At 44.9% G+C, this 16,551-nt stretch carries 14 protein-coding genes and 1 tRNA gene; 8 read left to right on the forward strand and 7 right to left on the reverse strand.

The window, feature by feature from the left end; genetic code table 11:
- Window positions 1-11: 11 nt before the first annotated feature.
- From casB to cas3, 3 genes are read right to left on the reverse strand one after another with little or no spacing between them, the layout of a single operon-like run.
- Window positions 12-545 (reverse strand): type I-E CRISPR-associated protein Cse2/CasB, encoded by a 534-nt coding sequence (gene casB / locus KEF85_RS14995; protein WP_215581959.1) that lies wholly within the window; start codon window positions 543-545, stop codon window positions 12-14.
- Window positions 538-2,379 (reverse strand): type I-E CRISPR-associated protein Cse1/CasA, encoded by a 1,842-nt coding sequence (gene casA / locus KEF85_RS15000; RefSeq protein ID WP_215581961.1) that lies wholly within the window; start codon window positions 2,377-2,379, stop codon window positions 538-540. Before casA ends, casB begins: the two co-directional genes overlap by 8 nt.
- Entirely contained in the window at window positions 2,376-5,177 is a 2,802-nt protein-coding gene (cas3, locus tag KEF85_RS15005; protein WP_215581963.1) for a CRISPR-associated helicase Cas3', read from the reverse strand. The genes casA and cas3 overlap by 4 nt, the downstream gene beginning before the upstream one ends.
- A gap of 133 nt (window positions 5,178-5,310) precedes the next feature.
- On the opposite strand from cas3, the gene KEF85_RS15010 reads away from it, so the two are divergent.
- The gene (locus KEF85_RS15010; RefSeq protein ID WP_215581965.1) at window positions 5,311-6,204 is read left to right on the forward strand and encodes a BrxR family helix-turn-helix transcriptional regulator; all 894 of its coding nucleotides are present in this window, start codon (window positions 5,311-5,313) and stop codon (window positions 6,202-6,204) included.
- Window positions 6,205-6,328: 124 nt separating this feature from the next.
- Here KEF85_RS15010 and KEF85_RS16960 read toward each other — a convergent pair whose 3' ends face one another.
- The 3 genes from KEF85_RS16960 to KEF85_RS15020 form a co-directional block, all read right to left on the reverse strand.
- Window positions 6,329-6,451 (reverse strand): hypothetical protein, encoded by a 123-nt coding sequence (locus KEF85_RS16960; protein WP_281413648.1) that lies wholly within the window; start codon window positions 6,449-6,451, stop codon window positions 6,329-6,331.
- 210 nt (window positions 6,452-6,661) lie between these two features.
- Window positions 6,662-6,738 (reverse strand) — tRNA-Arg (locus KEF85_RS15015).
- A gap of 69 nt (window positions 6,739-6,807) precedes the next feature.
- Complete coding sequence (locus KEF85_RS15020) at window positions 6,808-7,371, reverse strand: RnfABCDGE type electron transport complex subunit B (RefSeq protein ID WP_215581967.1); 564 nt, start codon at window positions 7,369-7,371, stop codon at window positions 6,808-6,810.
- A gap of 268 nt (window positions 7,372-7,639) precedes the next feature.
- Here KEF85_RS15020 and KEF85_RS15025 point away from each other — a divergent pair, with 268 nt between their 5' ends.
- The 6 genes from KEF85_RS15025 to tadA all read left to right on the forward strand — a co-directional run bounded on the left by KEF85_RS15025 (window position 7,640) and on the right by tadA (window position 13,321).
- Window positions 7,640-8,731 carry a phosphotransferase family protein gene (locus tag KEF85_RS15025; protein WP_215581969.1) on the forward strand — a complete coding sequence of 364 codons (1,092 nt, stop codon included), beginning with the start codon at window positions 7,640-7,642 and terminating at the stop codon, window positions 8,729-8,731.
- 107 nt (window positions 8,732-8,838) lie between these two features.
- A complete protein-coding gene (dusB, locus tag KEF85_RS15030; protein WP_215581971.1) occupies window positions 8,839-9,813 on the forward strand; it encodes a tRNA dihydrouridine synthase DusB in 975 nt (324 codons plus the stop codon).
- Window positions 9,814-10,077, forward strand: a complete 264-nt coding sequence (locus tag KEF85_RS15035) for a helix-turn-helix domain-containing protein (protein ID WP_215581973.1) — start codon at window positions 9,814-9,816, stop codon at window positions 10,075-10,077. It abuts the gene before it with no gap.
- Window positions 10,078-10,196: 119 nt separating this feature from the next.
- Window positions 10,197-11,753: a bifunctional phosphoribosylaminoimidazolecarboxamide formyltransferase/IMP cyclohydrolase gene (gene purH / locus KEF85_RS15040; protein WP_215581975.1), complete on the forward strand. Its 1,557-nt coding sequence runs from the start codon at window positions 10,197-10,199 to the stop codon at window positions 11,751-11,753.
- Between the two features lie 148 nt (window positions 11,754-11,901).
- On the forward strand, window positions 11,902-12,870 hold the full coding sequence (locus tag KEF85_RS15045; protein WP_215581978.1) for an L-threonylcarbamoyladenylate synthase: 969 nt from the start codon (window positions 11,902-11,904) through the stop codon (window positions 12,868-12,870).
- 4 nt (window positions 12,871-12,874) lie between these two features.
- On the forward strand, window positions 12,875-13,321 hold the full coding sequence (tadA, locus tag KEF85_RS15050; protein ID WP_281413649.1) for a tRNA adenosine(34) deaminase TadA: 447 nt from the start codon (window positions 12,875-12,877) through the stop codon (window positions 13,319-13,321).
- A 632-nt stretch (window positions 13,322-13,953) separates the two neighbouring features.
- On the opposite strand, the gene pgi is transcribed toward tadA, so the two are convergent.
- Window positions 13,954-15,591 carry a glucose-6-phosphate isomerase gene (gene pgi / locus KEF85_RS15055; RefSeq protein ID WP_215581982.1) on the reverse strand — a complete coding sequence of 546 codons (1,638 nt, stop codon included), beginning with the start codon at window positions 15,589-15,591 and terminating at the stop codon, window positions 13,954-13,956.
- A gap of 294 nt (window positions 15,592-15,885) precedes the next feature.
- On the opposite strand from pgi, the gene KEF85_RS15060 reads away from it, so the two are divergent.
- Window positions 15,886-16,479, forward strand: a complete 594-nt coding sequence (locus KEF85_RS15060; protein WP_246534974.1) for a hypothetical protein — start codon at window positions 15,886-15,888, stop codon at window positions 16,477-16,479.
- Window positions 16,480-16,551: the final 72 nt, after the last annotated feature.

Below are 16,551 nucleotides of genomic sequence, written 5' to 3' on the forward strand. Positions count from 1 at the left end.
TCCTTTTAATTTTATAAGTTAGCTTTTTCGTAGTATTTGTAAGCAAGTTCTATCTTTATTTTATCGCCCCAAAAAAAGGCTATCCTTAGTAAATCTAGTAGGTTGACTTTTTTCTCTAGCAATCGGATTACTTGAATTAAGTAGCGGAATAGTTTTTCCCTATCATTGATTTTCAACAAACGGCGAAAGCGTATCTCGCTAAGTTTAGGTTTTTCTCCACGGCTAATTTGGTAACCGAAAAAATCAGTTTTTTTTTCGCCGTCTTCTTCGTAAACAGTTTTGTTGTCATTGATATATGCCGATAAAGCAATGATGATAGCTATTTGCTCCCCATTAGGAATTTCCTTGGCATTTTTGAATTCATTGATTAATTTCCAATAATTTCGTTGATATGCAGATGTTTTTTGTAACTCATGAAGATTTTTACATCGTCTCAGTTCAGCCCTATCTCCTTTGTATTGCAACAAATTTCCCCAACACTCCAGCAATGCCACGCTGGCTGGATGCTCTTCTTGAAAAAGTATCGGCGGCTTTTTTTCAGTCATTGCTGTTCTCCTTGGTCAAACCTAACGTATCTTGTTTTAGCGATTTACTGGTTAAGTTCCGCATTAATTGTTTATGTGCTATTGAAATTCGCCTTGGATTAGTTTGGATGCTGGACTTAAACGCCCATTGCTCAAAAATAACTTCAGCTAAATACTTAAGGTGAAAATACCATTCTTTTTTCAATTGAAGCAAGCTCTCCTCGGTCAATTTATCCTCATTTGCAAGACTATAAAGTGCTTTTAACAACAGATAAAATTTGCTTTCACTGCTGTTCATAAATGATCGCGATATATTGATGGGCTGGTCATAAAGCTTGCTCTTGCGGGGATCTTTTATGAAAGGATCCCTTTTTCGATCTTTTGGCTTCTTATTAATTTCATCCATATCGTTGTAATTAAACCAAGCGAGTTTGATTGCATTTACTAAATATCCTTTTTCAGCATTAGCAATCTTGTTGGATGCACTGATTAATTTTTCAACTTCAGCTTCAAATTGGCTTCGGTTTGATTCATCATCGATGAAATACAAAGGTGTTTTAGATTCATACCAACCAAGCGGGGTATTGCTATCCATCGCATAACCAAAAGCAAAAATCACTAGCTGGCTGTCAGAATTCTTATTTTTCAAATGATTAATAACAACTTTTGCAGGGGAATTTTTAGTCGTGTGCCGCAAAAAGTCTTGCCAGTAATTATATGGCAGGCCATTGGTAGGCATATTCAGCGCAAGCATTTTGTCTTTGTATTTTTCATTATTTGAATTGTAATGAGTCCTCTCGTATTTTTCAGTCGGTGAAAAAGGATGGGAATCTTGCCAATGCTCTTTAGAATATTTGTAGCCCTTATTTTTTTTATAAAATTTTGTAATTATTCGGGTATTAGCATGACAAATACTACATTGTTTTTTTTCAGAATTTTCAGTATCTAATAAAAATCGCCTCATCCACGCCCAATAAACTTGTAGGACATTTTTATCATCAGGAAAAATTATTTTTCCTTCCCCTAGATCATCCAATTCTTCTTTTAGAGATTTTTGTTCTTTTTCAAGAGGCTTAATTTTTTCATCTATCTCAGCGTTGATTTGTTTATATTTTGTAACTTTTTTTGCTTTCTTCAAATTGTTTAAATCAGTTTTTATTTTGATCAGCTTTTCAACTTGAGGCTTATCCGGTAAATCTGTCAACCATAAAAAGTTTTTGGTTACGGTTTGTTCTTGGTATTTTTGTTTGCTATTTTCTAAAACATTCAACCAAACATTCTTCCATAATGAAGGCACGCTAGTCGCTTCGTCTAAGCATACGAGATTTGAAATAAACCCGTTGCCTCGCATTGCTGGATAATAGCTTTGACCACCATCTTCTGCGAACAGGTTAGCGGCCAACAACCCAATTGAACTACATGAAAAACAAAGTCCTGAAATATCATTTCGCTTCGTAAAGTGATCTTTATTGCCTTCTTTGCCACTATCGCCTGGTGCACCAAATATCATTTCTTCAATAGGTAAGCACTTACCAACTTCTTTTGCCAAATTGTCCTGCATAAACCTATATCCATCACCATCCAGATAAAACGCTTCTTTAATGGTATCCAGTCTGGTTTGCAATTCAGCTTCAGTAGGCGGGTTGCTATAAAAAATCCGCCAGGCTCTCGGTGTTTCTGGAGCAAAAACGGTTTGTAACAAGCCAATCAAAAACTGCATCAAAGCAGCATTAAAATCAGCTCTCGGAGCATCCACCCCCAAAATATCAGGATGGACAATTTCACAAACTTTTATTAGTTCGCGGCGTCCTTTTACGGGTATCCACGCCTGTTCCAGTAAATTAAACCGACTCATAGTATTTCTTCCGTTTCCAATTGTTCATCTTGCTGTACTTGCTCGATTTCGTAGGCATAGATCAACCCTAATTGCGGGTGGTAAAAAATAGGCGTTTCTTGTTTTTTGTGATTGATAACCACACCTTGCCATAGCCCTTTTTCGGCATTCCATAGCATGGGCAATAAATTTAGCCATTTACCTTGGCTGGGTAATTGATTCTTTACGACATCAAATGCTTGTTGCTGTGCTTCTGAGAGTGGCAGTAATTCGGAAATATTTTTCGCCAGCACCCGAATTTCTGATTTTTGCCAAGCGTGTTTGTCTGGTTTCCCAAATGGGTGCAATTGTCCATCTTCCCATTTTGCCAATGTCAACATGATCGTTTCGTCCCCCAACCTTGTCGGCATATCCAAATCTTCAGCCCAAACTTGCCCGGCCATGGTATACCCCATATCAAAATTAATGGTATTAAAGCCGGCATGTGAACGTTCGGCATTGGCGTCGCCAATGGCTTTGGTATCCGTGGTTTCCAGTCCTTTTGGCATCGGAAATTTATCACCATAAACAGCTTCAATAAGCGGCCTGATATTTTTCGGAATTTGGTGGAGTTTTAATTTTGCCAACTCTTTCTGTCCTAACCAAAGCCGGGCATGGTTTTGGTAAACTTTTTTGGAATTGGGGAATTTTGCTGAATACCAATCGGCAGAGGGGGTATCGGTATTTTCCGGACAGAAAATGGTTAACATGGCGTCGGGGCGCTCATCTTCACCTGTTGATTTGAAATTTCCATATTGATCACGGATATGCCGGTGTAATCGTCCAGCCCGCTGTAACATGAGATCAATAGACGCAAGATCGGTGATCATGACATCAAAATCTAAATCCAAAGATTGTTCAACTACCTGGGTAGCGATCAGCAATCGGCCTTTGCGTTGCTCACCCGTGCTTTTCTTATCAAAAGCAAGCAGTATTTTTTCTTGAATAGCTAATCGGTCAGACAAAACAAAACGGGCATGAAATAAGTCAGTTTTGTCATGTCGCGCTTGCCAATACAGAAAAGTGTTTCTGGCATCTTTAATCGAATTTCTTATCCAGCAAACACACTGACCTCGTTCAAGACTTACTTTTATTAGTTGGTTAATCTGCTGTTCGTCATGTATAAATTGGTAGTTGGTCGGTTTCTGACGCCTCTTGGGATTATTCTGACAAGGAATTTCATTTTTGTAGTCTGCCGCAATATGCGTCAGGAGCGGATAAGCGTTTTGTTCCTCCAATCTGCATCCATTACGTTCTAAACCTTTTAAAAAGGCATTGGCTAATTTCTCCCTGATCTTCAGCGGTAAAGTTGCCGACATAACAATGGCGCTTCCGCCTAATGCAGCATGGACTTCTAACAAAACTTCCAATTCTTTACCCATGTAGGCATCGTAGGCATGCGCCTCATCAATCACTAACACCTTACCCAACAAACCGATGAGTCGCAGTGATTGATATTTGACTTTTAAAACAGCCAAAAATGTCTGGTCAATCGTGCCAACACCAACATGAGCTAATAAGGATTTTTTACGGTTATCGGCTAACCATGCCAGACAACGGGATTGGGCATCATCCGAATATTTTTGTCCGGTCGCATTCTTGTCAAAATACAAAATGGTGTCGGTAAATTTATCGCTCAATTTGGCTGAGCTATGCGATAAAACTAATGACGGCTTTTCACCTTCTTTATAAAGTTTGTCGTAGGTTTTTTGAACACGAGGATAGATCCCGTCAGCGGTTGCCATCGTCGGCAAAGCAATATAGAAACCTTGAGCCAACCCCTTTGCCATTAAACGGTTTAGTAAAATCAGACTGGCTTCGGTTTTACCTGCCCCTGTTTCATCTTCGATGATAAAAAGTTGAGGTGCTTGTTGTATGTCGATTTCTTTTGCCAAGTTTTGTAAAGGGGTTAATTCCGCAAAATCTGGTAAATCCAATAACTGAGACAATGGCTCAAGTTCAACATTTATTTGGCAAGGTAAAATACCTGCCTCTGAAATAGCCTCTTCCGCTGTTTTTAAAGCGATGTCATCCCAATATGCTTTTAATTTTATGTTTGGGTCATTGTTATATTTAAATTTTTTACCTGAACCAATCCAATCACAAAGTACAAAGAAACCAGTCAATACCCAAGATAATTTCGGTAACTGTTGGTATAAAATATCGTAATTAACATTTAAGTCTGTGTTGTCAAACAAGTCTGTTATTGAAAAAATTTCGAGGCATTCCTTGGTATATTGGGCAACAGCTTGTTTGTTGTTTTCGTTATAAAAGTTACCTAGATATTCATTACCTTGCTTAATAGGCAAGCCATGATGACCATTTGATGCCTCCATTATCCAATTCAATAAATCACGCCAATCTTGCGCATTATCAACATGGTAATGCTCTATAACTTGTTTAAAAACACTTTCTTTCCAAATAAGGAAACCCATTGAATCATGAGCAAAGACTTTTTTCGAATACGCTTGTTTTTTACTATTTTTGATACCCTGTAATTTTTCCAGTAGCTCAGGAATGATGTTTTGAAAACTTTCAGAAAACTTCCCTAAATCATGCAAAGCTAGAAAAAATATTAAAACGGGTTTTAGTACTTGTTTTTCAATTCCACAAAGATTGGCAAAGTGATTCAATAGATAAGGGTTTCTTTCCAACAACACCCACCCCACCGCCGCCACATCCAAACAATGATACGGCAACAAATGGTAAGCCGGCTGCCCTGCCTCCGGCTCAGCTTTGGCTTTGCCCCAATAACGGTAATACTGTGGTGTGTGCGTCATAATCTGTTAAGTTTAAGCTTGTTTTAATTGATGACATGCAAACTCAGTTGACCGAAATAAATATGCAGAAACCCGGCAAAATCATCTTCAGCCCATTGTGAGTGGTGTAGACTTTATCTGATTATGTTTTTAAATGCAAAGTTTTGTTTCATATATTATGACGAGTGATGGGGCGGATAAATTATTAAAGTGGGAAGTGCACCAGCGTTTAACGCTGCTGGAGGCCACAGTTTTTTGGACGGGTGAGCTGGTAACCGGGTTTTTGACCAGCACTTTTAACATTAGCAGGATACAGGCGACCAAAGACATTGGCCTGTATTTGGCTTTGCGTCCGGATAATTTACGTTATGACCGTTCGCGCAAGCGTTATTTGATTACCGAGCAATTTAAGCCCTTATTAATTTCCGGCAGCGCTCAGGAATGCTTACAGGTTTTGCAAACGACTCAATCTGTCTCGCCCTCCGTGGTGACATTGATCAGTAATTTACCGACTGTGGAAGTAATTGCACCGCCTGCCCGGCTGTTAGACATTGATGTTTTGCGCCCGGTATTACAGGCAGCACGGTTTGGTTTGGCGCTAGAAATTGTTTATCAATCCATGACCACACCAGTGCCTAAGGCACTAATTATTCTGCCCCAGGCTTTGGTTTTTGATGGTTTACGCTGGCATGTACGGGCTTTTAGCCAAACACACGATCAGTTTCGCGATTTTGTACTGGCGCGTATTCACAGTGTCAAGGCTTTGGGTAAGTTAGATCGACCCTGCCCTGTGGACGAGTTATGGAATAAGTGGGTCACGGTGGCGATTGGGCCGCACCCTGGCTTGAGCCTTACCCAACAACAGGTTATTGAGCGCGACTTTGGCATGGCTGCCGGACGGCTTTGTACCCAGGTACGTGCGGCTTTGGTGCCTTATTTTTTATTAGGAATGAGAATTGGGCGTGATGATGTTAAGCGGGATGCTTTAACTCAGCAGATTGTGTTGCTTAATCGTGAAGAAATTGTGGCTTATGTTGATTTTGGTTAGCAGCCGTCTTTAATCCCAGTCTTGGCGCTCTTGTTGCAAGCGGGCATCAATAACAGCCCGGCTTCAGCCTGCACCTTCTACAACATCCGGCAAATTTTGTAAAAATAGCGCCAGTTTTGTGGCTTTAACTTCCGTTTTTCCGGGCAATTGCAATTTTTGCAGCCCCAGTTGGAATGGAATCAGGTAATTGCAGGTTCAAGCGATGATTAGGTGGAATTTGAGTTTCTATTTCGGAGTAGGCTTGCATGACACTGCACCTAGTAGTCGACCAATCTTATTTTGACGGATACCTCGTAGGATGCGCTGAACGCAGTGATGCGCATCAATCGCGCACGATGCGCCTCCAGAGTCGGCACATCCTCTGGCGCTTCCGTCAAAGTGTTGATATACGACTAGGCTTGCCGGCTTTGATTTAGCTCAATTCCGCGCATGCTGCATTGCGGCTGCTTTAATATTATGGCGCGCCCGAGAGGATTTGAACCTCTGGCCTCAGCCTCCGGAGGGCTGCGCTCTATCCAGCTGAGCTACGGGCGCATGAAGAGTGGATTTGATTCAGCAGTCTATTATATAAGGAAATGCCGGGAAAGTCATTGCCATTACAGGTTATTGCCCGGCTTTTAGCGGTTTTAAAGTGGTCAATTGCAGTTTTTGTTTGGCCAGACGTTGTTTTTTTTCATCTTCCAGCCTGCTTAAGCGCTGGTTGCGGGCATAGTAGCGGGTTCTGGCCCAGTCGGCATCTGCCGGTTGCCAATCGGGATTTACGGCGGGTTGCAGGCTAATACAGTTTACCGGACAAGGATCGATACAAAGTTCGCAACCAGTGCATAATTGGCTAATGATGCTATGCATTTGTTTGGCCGCGCCAAGAATAGCATCCACCGGACAGGGCGGGATGCATTTGGTGCAGCCTATGCAAACAGCTTCGTCGATGACAGCAATTTGGCGGGGCCGTTCCTCGCCACAGCTTGGGTCTAATGGTATAACCGAAACGCCGAGTAAATCGGCCAGCCTGCTGATACCGCTTGCGCCGCCGGGTGGGCAGCGGTTGATGTCGGCCCTACCCTGGCTGATGGCTTGCGCATAAGGCCAGCAGCCTTGATAGCCGCATTTCCGGCATTGGGTTTGCGGCAAGATGGCATCAATTTGTTTGGCAAGCGTATCGGGCATTGGTTTTGGCGGTTGTCGGTTGTCGGTTATGCCGGCAATTTTAACAGACGGTTTGCGCTTTCTGGATTATAAGCTTTGGCTTAGCGCCGTGTTGACGGTTGATTTGAGCAAAAATTGATGCGCAGCACAAGCTTAGCACCTACAACTATCAGTTCTATAAAACCAGGGTTGGTCAAATTGCAGTGGATGGGTCTGATGGAATGAGCCGGTTTAGTTTTGGTATAGAATAGCTAACCCTGCCATTAACACCTATCAGTTGATCCGATAAATGTCTGTAAATAAAAATATTGTGGTGCGCCACCCTAAGCAGTTAACGCCGGAATGGGCGCAAACGATTATTGGGCAATTTTCACCCTCGGCTAAAGTCAGCGCGGTGGATATTCAGTCGGTAAACCTGGGCACAACCACCCGCTTGCAGGTTTATGTGGAGCATGATGCCACGGATATTTTGCCGCGCGAATGGTTTGTGAAGACACCGTCGCTATTATTGAAGTCGCGTTTGATTACCGCTCTGCCGCGTTTGTTGCATAAGGAAGTGCAGTTCTATAAGGCCCTGGCCGATTCAAGCCCGGTGCGTGTACCTGAGGTGCTGGCCGCGCAAACCCGGTTTGGGCGCGGATCAACGCTGGTAATGGCCAATCTGACCGCTGCCGGGTACCGACCGGGGCAAACATCTGATGCCTTGACTCTGCTGCAAGCCAGTCAGGTGGTTGAGCATTTGGCTCAGTTTCATGCTCATTATTGGCATAACACCGGCTTGCTTGACCAGCATAGCTGGTTAAGCGGCTTTAATGCCAGTGCGGAAAATCATTTGGGCAGTCTGCTGGCGGTGCCGCTAATGCAACGCGGTTTAAAGCTGGCTGGGGCGGATATTCCGGCGGCATTGCATAAACCGGCTTTGTTTTATGCGGCAAATCGGCGCCGCATTATGCACGAACTGGCGGCAGCGCCGTTGACGCTGGTGCATCATGATTGCCATCCCGGCAATTTGTTCTGGACGGATAGTGGACCGGGGTTTCTGGATTGGCAATTGGTACGCATGGGTGAAGGCATTAGTGATATTGCTTATTTTTTGGCCACTGCGCTGAAACCGGAATTACGCCGCGACAATGAACAGGCTTTGCTGGCATTGTATTTACAAACCTTAACCCAACTAGGCATTGGCGATCTGGATGAGGTTAAACTTTATCAGCGTTATCGCGCCCATTTGAGTTATCCGTTTGAGGCGATGGTGGTAACCCTGGCAATCGGAAATATGATGGAGGATGGCAGTAATCGGGAATTGATCCGCCGAGCAGCGGCGGCTGTTGCTGATCATGACAGCTTTGCGGCGTTGGGATACAGGGCTGTTTCGGACTAGAGTCCGGGCCGAGCTTAATGACTAAATCTGTCATTTTACTGACTTTAGACTTATATTGATAAAGGTTTTTCTGTTATTATAACTTGCCCTTTTTGACGGTTTTTGAGATGCAAATCGGCCCCTATCAACTCCCCAATAATCTGCTGCTGGCTCCTATGGCCGGCATTACTGATAAGCCATTTCGGCAATTATGCAGCCATTACGGAGCGGGTTTGACCACATCTGAAATGGTAAGCTCTAATACCGATTTACAAGGACATGAGCGTACTCTAAAAAAAGCTGATTTTGGCGGCGAAGGTTTACTTTCCATTCAAATTTTGGGTGCTGTCCCTGCCGATATGGCTGCGGCAGCCAAAATAAATCAGCAGCGCGGCGCACAGATTATTGATATCAATATGGGCTGCCCGGCCAAAAAAGTTTGTGCCTTGGCGGCAGGGTCTGCTCTGCTTAGGGATGAGGTGTTGGTGGGCAAAATTTTAACGGCAGTGGTAAATGCTGTTGAGGTGCCGGTAACACTAAAAATCCGTACCGGCTGGGATTTGGAAAATCGTAATGCCGTGACAATTGCCCGCATTGCCGAAGACAGCGGGATCAAAGCTTTGACGGTGCATGGCCGCAGCCGGGCCTGCCGGTTTAATGGAGATGCGGAATATGACACGATTAAGCAGGTGAAGCAGGCGGTAAGGATTCCGATTATCGCTAACGGTGACATTGCTTGTGCAGAGAAAGCCCGGCACGTGCTGGATTACACTGGAGCTGATGCGGTGATGATAGGCCGTGCGGCACAGGGAAAGCCGTGGATTTTTAGCGAGCTTAACAGCAAGCTGCATGGCTTGCCTTATACAGCGCCTGGTTTGAGTGAAATTGCCGGCGTTATCAATCGGCATCTGGATAATCTATACGGCTTTTATGGCAACAACTGCGGCGTTAGGATTTCCCGCAAACATATTGCTTGGTATTTTGATCAATTAGGCGCTTTACCGGCCAATCTAAAATCAGCTATCAATCAGGCCCAGCAACCAGTCCAGCAACTTGCACTGGTCAACATGGCGCTTCATCATATTACTCCGCGAGTTGTGTAAATGGAAAATAAACCCGTCATCAAATTAAACAATAGCGACCATACGCTTTCTGATCATGTCCGACATTGTGTGGAAGATTACTTTCATCATCTGAATGGTCACGACTCTTCCGGCTTGTATCAATTAGTGTTAACTGAGGTTGAAAAACCGCTGCTGGAAACCGCGCTAAAACACTCGGATTTTAATCAGAGCAAGGCTGCTAAAATACTGGGCTTAAGCCGCAGTACCCTACGCAAAAAGCTTGAGCTTTACGGCATCAGTTAATGATTTTTGGCCGCTCTGGCCGGTTATTTCCGCCATTATTCTGCGTAAATTGCATGATCCAAATTTAACTGAATAGTTAGCTATTTTATTTCTTTTTTCTCCCCCCTTTTGAGGTTTGCATGAATAAAAAAGTGGCCCGCGCGCTGGTCAGCGTTTCGGATAAAACTGGTGTTGTAGAGTTCTGCCAGGAACTGACTGGATTGGGCATTGCCTTGTTTTCAACCGGCGGCACCGCCAAATTGCTGGCTGCCCATAATATTGCGGTTACGGAGGTGTCTGATTACACCGGTTTTCCGGAGATGATGGATGGCCGGGTAAAAACGCTGCATCCTAAGGTGCATGGCGGTATTTTGGGCAGACGCGGTATTGATGATGCAGTGATGCAGCAAAACGGTATTGAGGCTATTGATATGGTGGTGGTTAATCTGTATCCATTTGAACAGACTATTGCCAATCCGGATTGTGACTTTGATACGGCTATTGAAAATATTGATATAGGTGGCCCCACCATGATCCGAGCCGCTGCGAAAAATCATGCCGATGTGGCGGTGGTGGTTGATCCGCTGGATTATTCGGCCATTCTGGCAGAATTACGCGATCAGCATGGCAGCCTGAGTGCGGGAACAAGGTTTAAACTGGCTTTGAAAAGCTTTGAGCATACTGGCCGTTATGACACGGCAATTGCGACTTATTTGGCTACTATTAATGCCCAGGGCTTTCCTGATACGCTTAATTTGCAGTTTTATCGTTTGCAAACCATGCGTTATGGGGAAAACCCGCATCAGTCGGCGGCGTTTTATCAGGAAAAAAATCCACCGCTGGGTAGTATTGCTGCCGCTCGCCAATTACAAGGTAAGGAGCTGTCTTATAACAATATTGCGGATGCAGATGCGGCGCTGGAGTGTGTGAAAACATTTGTGGAACCGGCTTGTGTGATTGTTAAACACGCCAATCCCTGCGGCGTGGCTATCGCTGCGGATATTTTTACGGCTTATGATCTGGCTTATGCAACTGATCCGACTTCAGCTTTTGGCGGTATTATTGCTTTTAACCGGCCGCTGGATCAGCGGACTGCAGCTGAGATTGCCAAACGCCAGTTTGTGGAAGTGATTATCGCACCGGCCATTGACGATGCCGCTCAAGCGGTATTGGCCAAAAAGCAGAATGTCCGGGTATTGGTAACAGGAACCTGGAGCGAGGTTTATCATGCTGCGCTGGATTTCAAACGGGTCGGCGGCGGTTTGCTGGTACAGGATAAGGATATCGGTACCATTACCGCGGCAGATATTAAAGTGGTCAGCCAACGCATCCCAACGCCTCAGGAAACGGCAGATTTGCTGTTTGCCTGGAAAATTGCCAAGTTTGTTAAGTCCAATGCGATTGTTTATAGCAAGAACGGCCAAACCATAGGCATTGGTGCAGGTCAGATGAGCCGAGTTTATTCGGCTAAAATCGCCGGCATCAAGGCGGCTGATGAGGGTTTGCAGGTAGCAGGTTCGGTGATGGCTTCCGATGCGTTTTTTCCGTTTCGTGATGGGATTGATGCGGCGGCAGCGGCCGGTATAACGGCAGTAATCCACCCTGGCGGATCAATACGTGATGCGGAGGTGATTGCGGCTGCCGATGAGCATAATATTGCTATGGTATTGACTGGAATGCGGCATTTTAGGCATTAATAATATTTGTTATGGGCGTGGGTAAATACGATTTGCTTACGCCTATTGCCTGTTTCAGACAATGTCGGCGGATGATTTGCAGCATGGCTTGGTGTTGCCAAGTTTTGCAGTACAATGTCTGTATAATTTAACTTTTTAAGTTACTACTTTGATTCTTTCCTCTGTAAATCAACAATCCATAGACCAAGCGGCAGCACTTTTGCGGGCCGGGGGGCTTGTGGCTTTTCCAACTGAGACTGTTTATGGTTTAGGTGCCGATGCAGCTAATCCTGATGCAGTAAGCAAGATTTTTGCGGCCAAGGGCAGGCCGGTTGATCATCCGGTCATCGTGCATCTTGGCAATATCGATCAACTTGATGCTTGGGCAGCAGATGTGCCGGAAGCTGCCAGACGTTTGGCGGCGGCATTTTGGCCGGGGCCGTTGACGATTATTTTAAACAAACATGCCGGGGTGCCGGCTGCGGTAACCGGCGGTCAAAATACTGTGGCTTTACGCATTCCGGCCAATCCAGTCGCGCTGCAATTATTACAGGCTTTTGGCGGCGGGGTGGCGGCTCCTTCTGCGAATCGTTTTGGCCGAATCAGCCCCACTCAGGCCTGTCATGTTGCTGAAGAGCTGGGTGATGAGGTGGGTATGATTCTGGATGGCGGCCCGTGTACGGTGGGCGTGGAATCGACGATTATTGATTTGACCGATGAGCATCCGGCGATTCTGAGGCCGGGACGCATTACCCGCAGTCAGTTAAAAGCCGTTTTGCAAACCGATGTACGACTGTCTTCACAAACCAAAATTCGTGCGCCCGGTATGATGGCAGTGCATTATGCACCCAATACCATGGCTTTGTTATGCGCAACAGAAACCCTGATTGCCATGATAGATGAGCAGTGTGCGCTGGGCAAACAAATTGGGGTGCTGGCCTACAGTGCAGCGCTGAATTTTATTCCCTGCCAGCATTTGATTCATCTGCCGGAACAAGCAGAGCTTTATGAGCCGGCGCTGTATAGCGCTTTGCGAGAACTGGATAATTTAGAATTGGATATGATTTTAATTGAACAGCCGCCTGATAATGAAGCGTGGGCGGCGGTTACTGACCGGCTTGGTAAAGCCACGGTCTGAAGCCGTGACGAATGAAGACTGGATGCGCCACGCTTTACGGATGGCGCATAAGGCCGAGCAACAGGGCGAAGTGCCGGTTGGGGCGGTACTGGTTTATCAGGGGCGTTGTATTGGCGAAGGCTGGAATCAGCCGATTCAAAGCCACGATCCCAGCGCTCATGCCGAAATTGTGGCGATTAGACAAGCTGGTCTGGCCTTACAGAATTATCGTTTGCCGGAAAGCTGTTTGTATGTAACGCTGGAGCCTTGTGTAATGTGTATGGGGGCTATTGCCCATGCCCGCATTAAGCGCCTGGTGTTTGGGGCAGATGACCCCAAACGCGGCGCAGTATGCCATGCCCTGCAATTGAGTGATGCGGCTTTTTTGAACCATCATGTCGACTGGCTGGGTGGGGTGCTGGCGGCAGACTGTTCTGAAGTTTTAACAGACTTTTTTAGAGCCCGGCGCTAGTAGTCAACCAAGTGAACACCCGTAGCCGCGATGCAACGCAGTGGAATCGAGGAATTCACAGCGCAGAATCAGAGTTAACCAATATAAGCTATTGACGCAACACTTGTAGGATGTGCTAACCGCAGTGCAGCGCCTCATTCGAAGCCAACATAACACCCTGTTTTTTTGCTTAAACCAAAAAAACCAGCCCGGTAACAAACCCCGTAGCCTCGATGCAACGCAGTGGAATCGAGGAATTCACAGCGCAAAATCAAAGTTAACCAATATAAGCTATTGACACAACACTTGTAGGATGTCCTAACCGCAGTGCACCGCCTCATTCGAAGCTAACATAACACCCTGTTTTTTTGCTTAAACCAAAAAAACCAGCCAGGTAACAAACCCCGTAGCCTCGATGCAACGCAGTGGAATCGAGGAATTCACAGCGCAGAATCAAAGTTAACCAATATAAGCTATTGACGCAACACTCGTAGGATGTGCTAACCGCAGTGCAACGCCTCATTCGAAGCCAACATAACACCCTGTTTTTTGCTTAAACCAAAAAAACCGCCAGGTAACACCCCTCGTAGCCTCGATGCAACGCAGTGGAATCGAGGAATTCACAGCGCAGAATCAAAGTTAACCAATATAAGCTATTTACGCAATTTTTTGTAGGTATTGATCAAACCATTAGTGGAACTGTCATGACTGGTGATCAACTCATCGGATTTGAGTTCCGGCAAAATAGCTCTGGCCAGCACTTTACCCAATTCTACGCCCATTTGATCAAAGGAATTGATGTTCCAGATAACCCCCTGCACAAAGATTTTGTGTTCATAAAACGCAATCAGCGTACCCAGCATTCTGGGCGTGAGTTTTTTGAATAGGAATGAGTTGGAAGGCTTATTGCCTTCAAATATTTTTGAAACGATGTAAGCATCATCCAGGTCGGGCTGATGGCTCAAATCACGCCGCACTTCCGCTTCGGTTTTACCACGCATCAGGGCTTCGGCCTGTGCCAAAAAGTTGGAGATGAGTATGTCGTGGTGTTCGGGCAGGTCGTAATTACTTTGCGCAGCAGCCAGGAAGTCGCTGGGTATCAGTTTGGTACCCTGATGGATCAATTGAAAAAATGCGTGTTGGCCGTTAGTACCCGGCTGTCCCCAAATTATCGGCCCGGTGTTGTAATCGACTTTTTCGCCGGTGATGGTGGCGCTTTTGCCGTTACTTTCCATATCGCCTTGCTGAAAATAATCTGCAAAATATTTCAGGGATTGGGCGTACGGCAAAATGGCGTAGGTTTCGGCCTCGAAAAAGTTGTTGTACCAAATCCCCAGCAAGCCCATGATGACAGGGATATTTTTTTCAAACGGCGTATGACGGAAGTGCTGATCGGCTATATGCGCACCCATCAATAATTCTTCGAAATTATCCATACCGATGTAGAGGGCAATGGACATGCCTATGACCGACCATAATGAGTAACGTCCGCCAACCCAGTCCCAGAATTCGAACATATTTTCCGGATCGATACCGAATGCTTCAACTCTTTTGACATTGGTGGAAATTGCCACAAAATGCTTGCTGATATGAGCAGGATCAATGGCGGTATTTAAAAACCATTTACGCGCGGAGTGGGCGTTGGTCATGGTTTCCTGCGTGACGAAAGTTTTTGAGGATATCAAAAACAGTGTAGTTTCAGGATTTAAGGGTTTTAAGGTTTCGACGATGTCGACTTGATCGACATTGGATACAAAATGGGCTCTTAATGTTTCGATACCATAGGGTTTCAAGGCGGTATCGACCATTTTTGGTCCCAAATCTGAGCCGCCTATCCCGATATTGACGATGTCGGTGATAGCCTTACCGGTGTAACCCTTCCATTTCCCCGAACGTACCTGTTCGGTAAATACCCGCATTTTGTCCAGCACTTTATTGATTTGCGGCATAACATCCTGACCGCCGAAATACACCGGGGTATTGCTGCGATTGCGCAACGCAGTGTGCAATACAGCCCGCTTTTCAGTGGTATTGATAATCGACCCCGAGAACATGGCTTCGGTTTTTTGTCTTAGCTGGGCTCGCTCTGCCAAGTTGATTAACAACGGCAGAGTGGTTTCATCGATCAGATTTTTAGAGTAATCAAACAACAGGTCATCATATTGTAATGAAAACTTGTCGAAACGTTGCTTATCCTGATCAAACGCTGCTTTTATTGAAAAATTCTGCGCGATATCTTGATGATGCTGCTTAACGGCAATCCATTCGGGTGAGTTGATTAGTTTGGACATATTTAAGTTATAACTGGAAGATGTCTTCAGAAGTTATGAAACATAAGAATTATGCTGCACATCATTGCAAAACCACCATTATAATTATTGTATTCGTTTCAAGCCAAAAAATTTATCAATTGGCCTGTTTTACGGCATTATATGGATTGTCTTTATTTGGCTTCGTCGTTGTGCTAGAGTTATGTGCTGTTTTAGGCTGGGTATAGCCTTAATTAAAACAAGTGCACCAATAAATTTCATGCTTAACTGTATGATTATAATAAAAATCATGTATCTGTCACGGGGGAAGGTTTTATGAAAAATACACATGCTTTTAGAAATAGTTTTCTGGCATTGTTAGGGATGGTTTTTTCTTCAGTTTTGTGGGCTCATGGCGGCGCAGCAGGCACCGACACTGACCAATGTAAGTTTGAATTGGAAAAAGATCATTGGATACACTACACAGCTTATCAACCTAAGGCTTATCCGGCTGAAGAATTTTGCGGTAATTTGCCTGATTTGAACAGTACCATTCAATTGGTTTTTGATTATCAAGACCAACGCTATCGTAATATGGCGATTGAGTTTGAGGTGACTAAAGAGCCGGAAGGTAAACGGGTATTCTTTTCCGAAGCTAAAAAACACAAATCCGGCACCGTGGTGCTTAATTTGCCTGAAGGGGTTGCCGAAGAAGGTAAGTACCTGATCCATGTAACTTTGCTGCAAGACAGCGGCGAGAGACTGGATGCGCATATGTCTTTTAAAGCAGGCGCAGGTCAACCAACCAGTAAAGGCACTTTGGGCCTGTATGCATTAGTGTTTTTTGGCGGTTTGTACGTGTTTTATTTGTCTAATGCTGGTTTCAAACGTAAAGTTGACGAGCTGTTAGGCAAAGCTAAAGAATTATAGTATCGCTTTAAACAAGTGCCGGGCTGGCCTTGCTTACTATGTGTAGGTGTGAACAGACCCGGCTTTGTTTAT

Origin of the sequence: Methylomonas paludis (assembly GCF_018734325.1) — a bacterium.
GTDB lineage: Bacteria > Pseudomonadota > Gammaproteobacteria > Methylococcales > Methylomonadaceae > Methylomonas > Methylomonas paludis.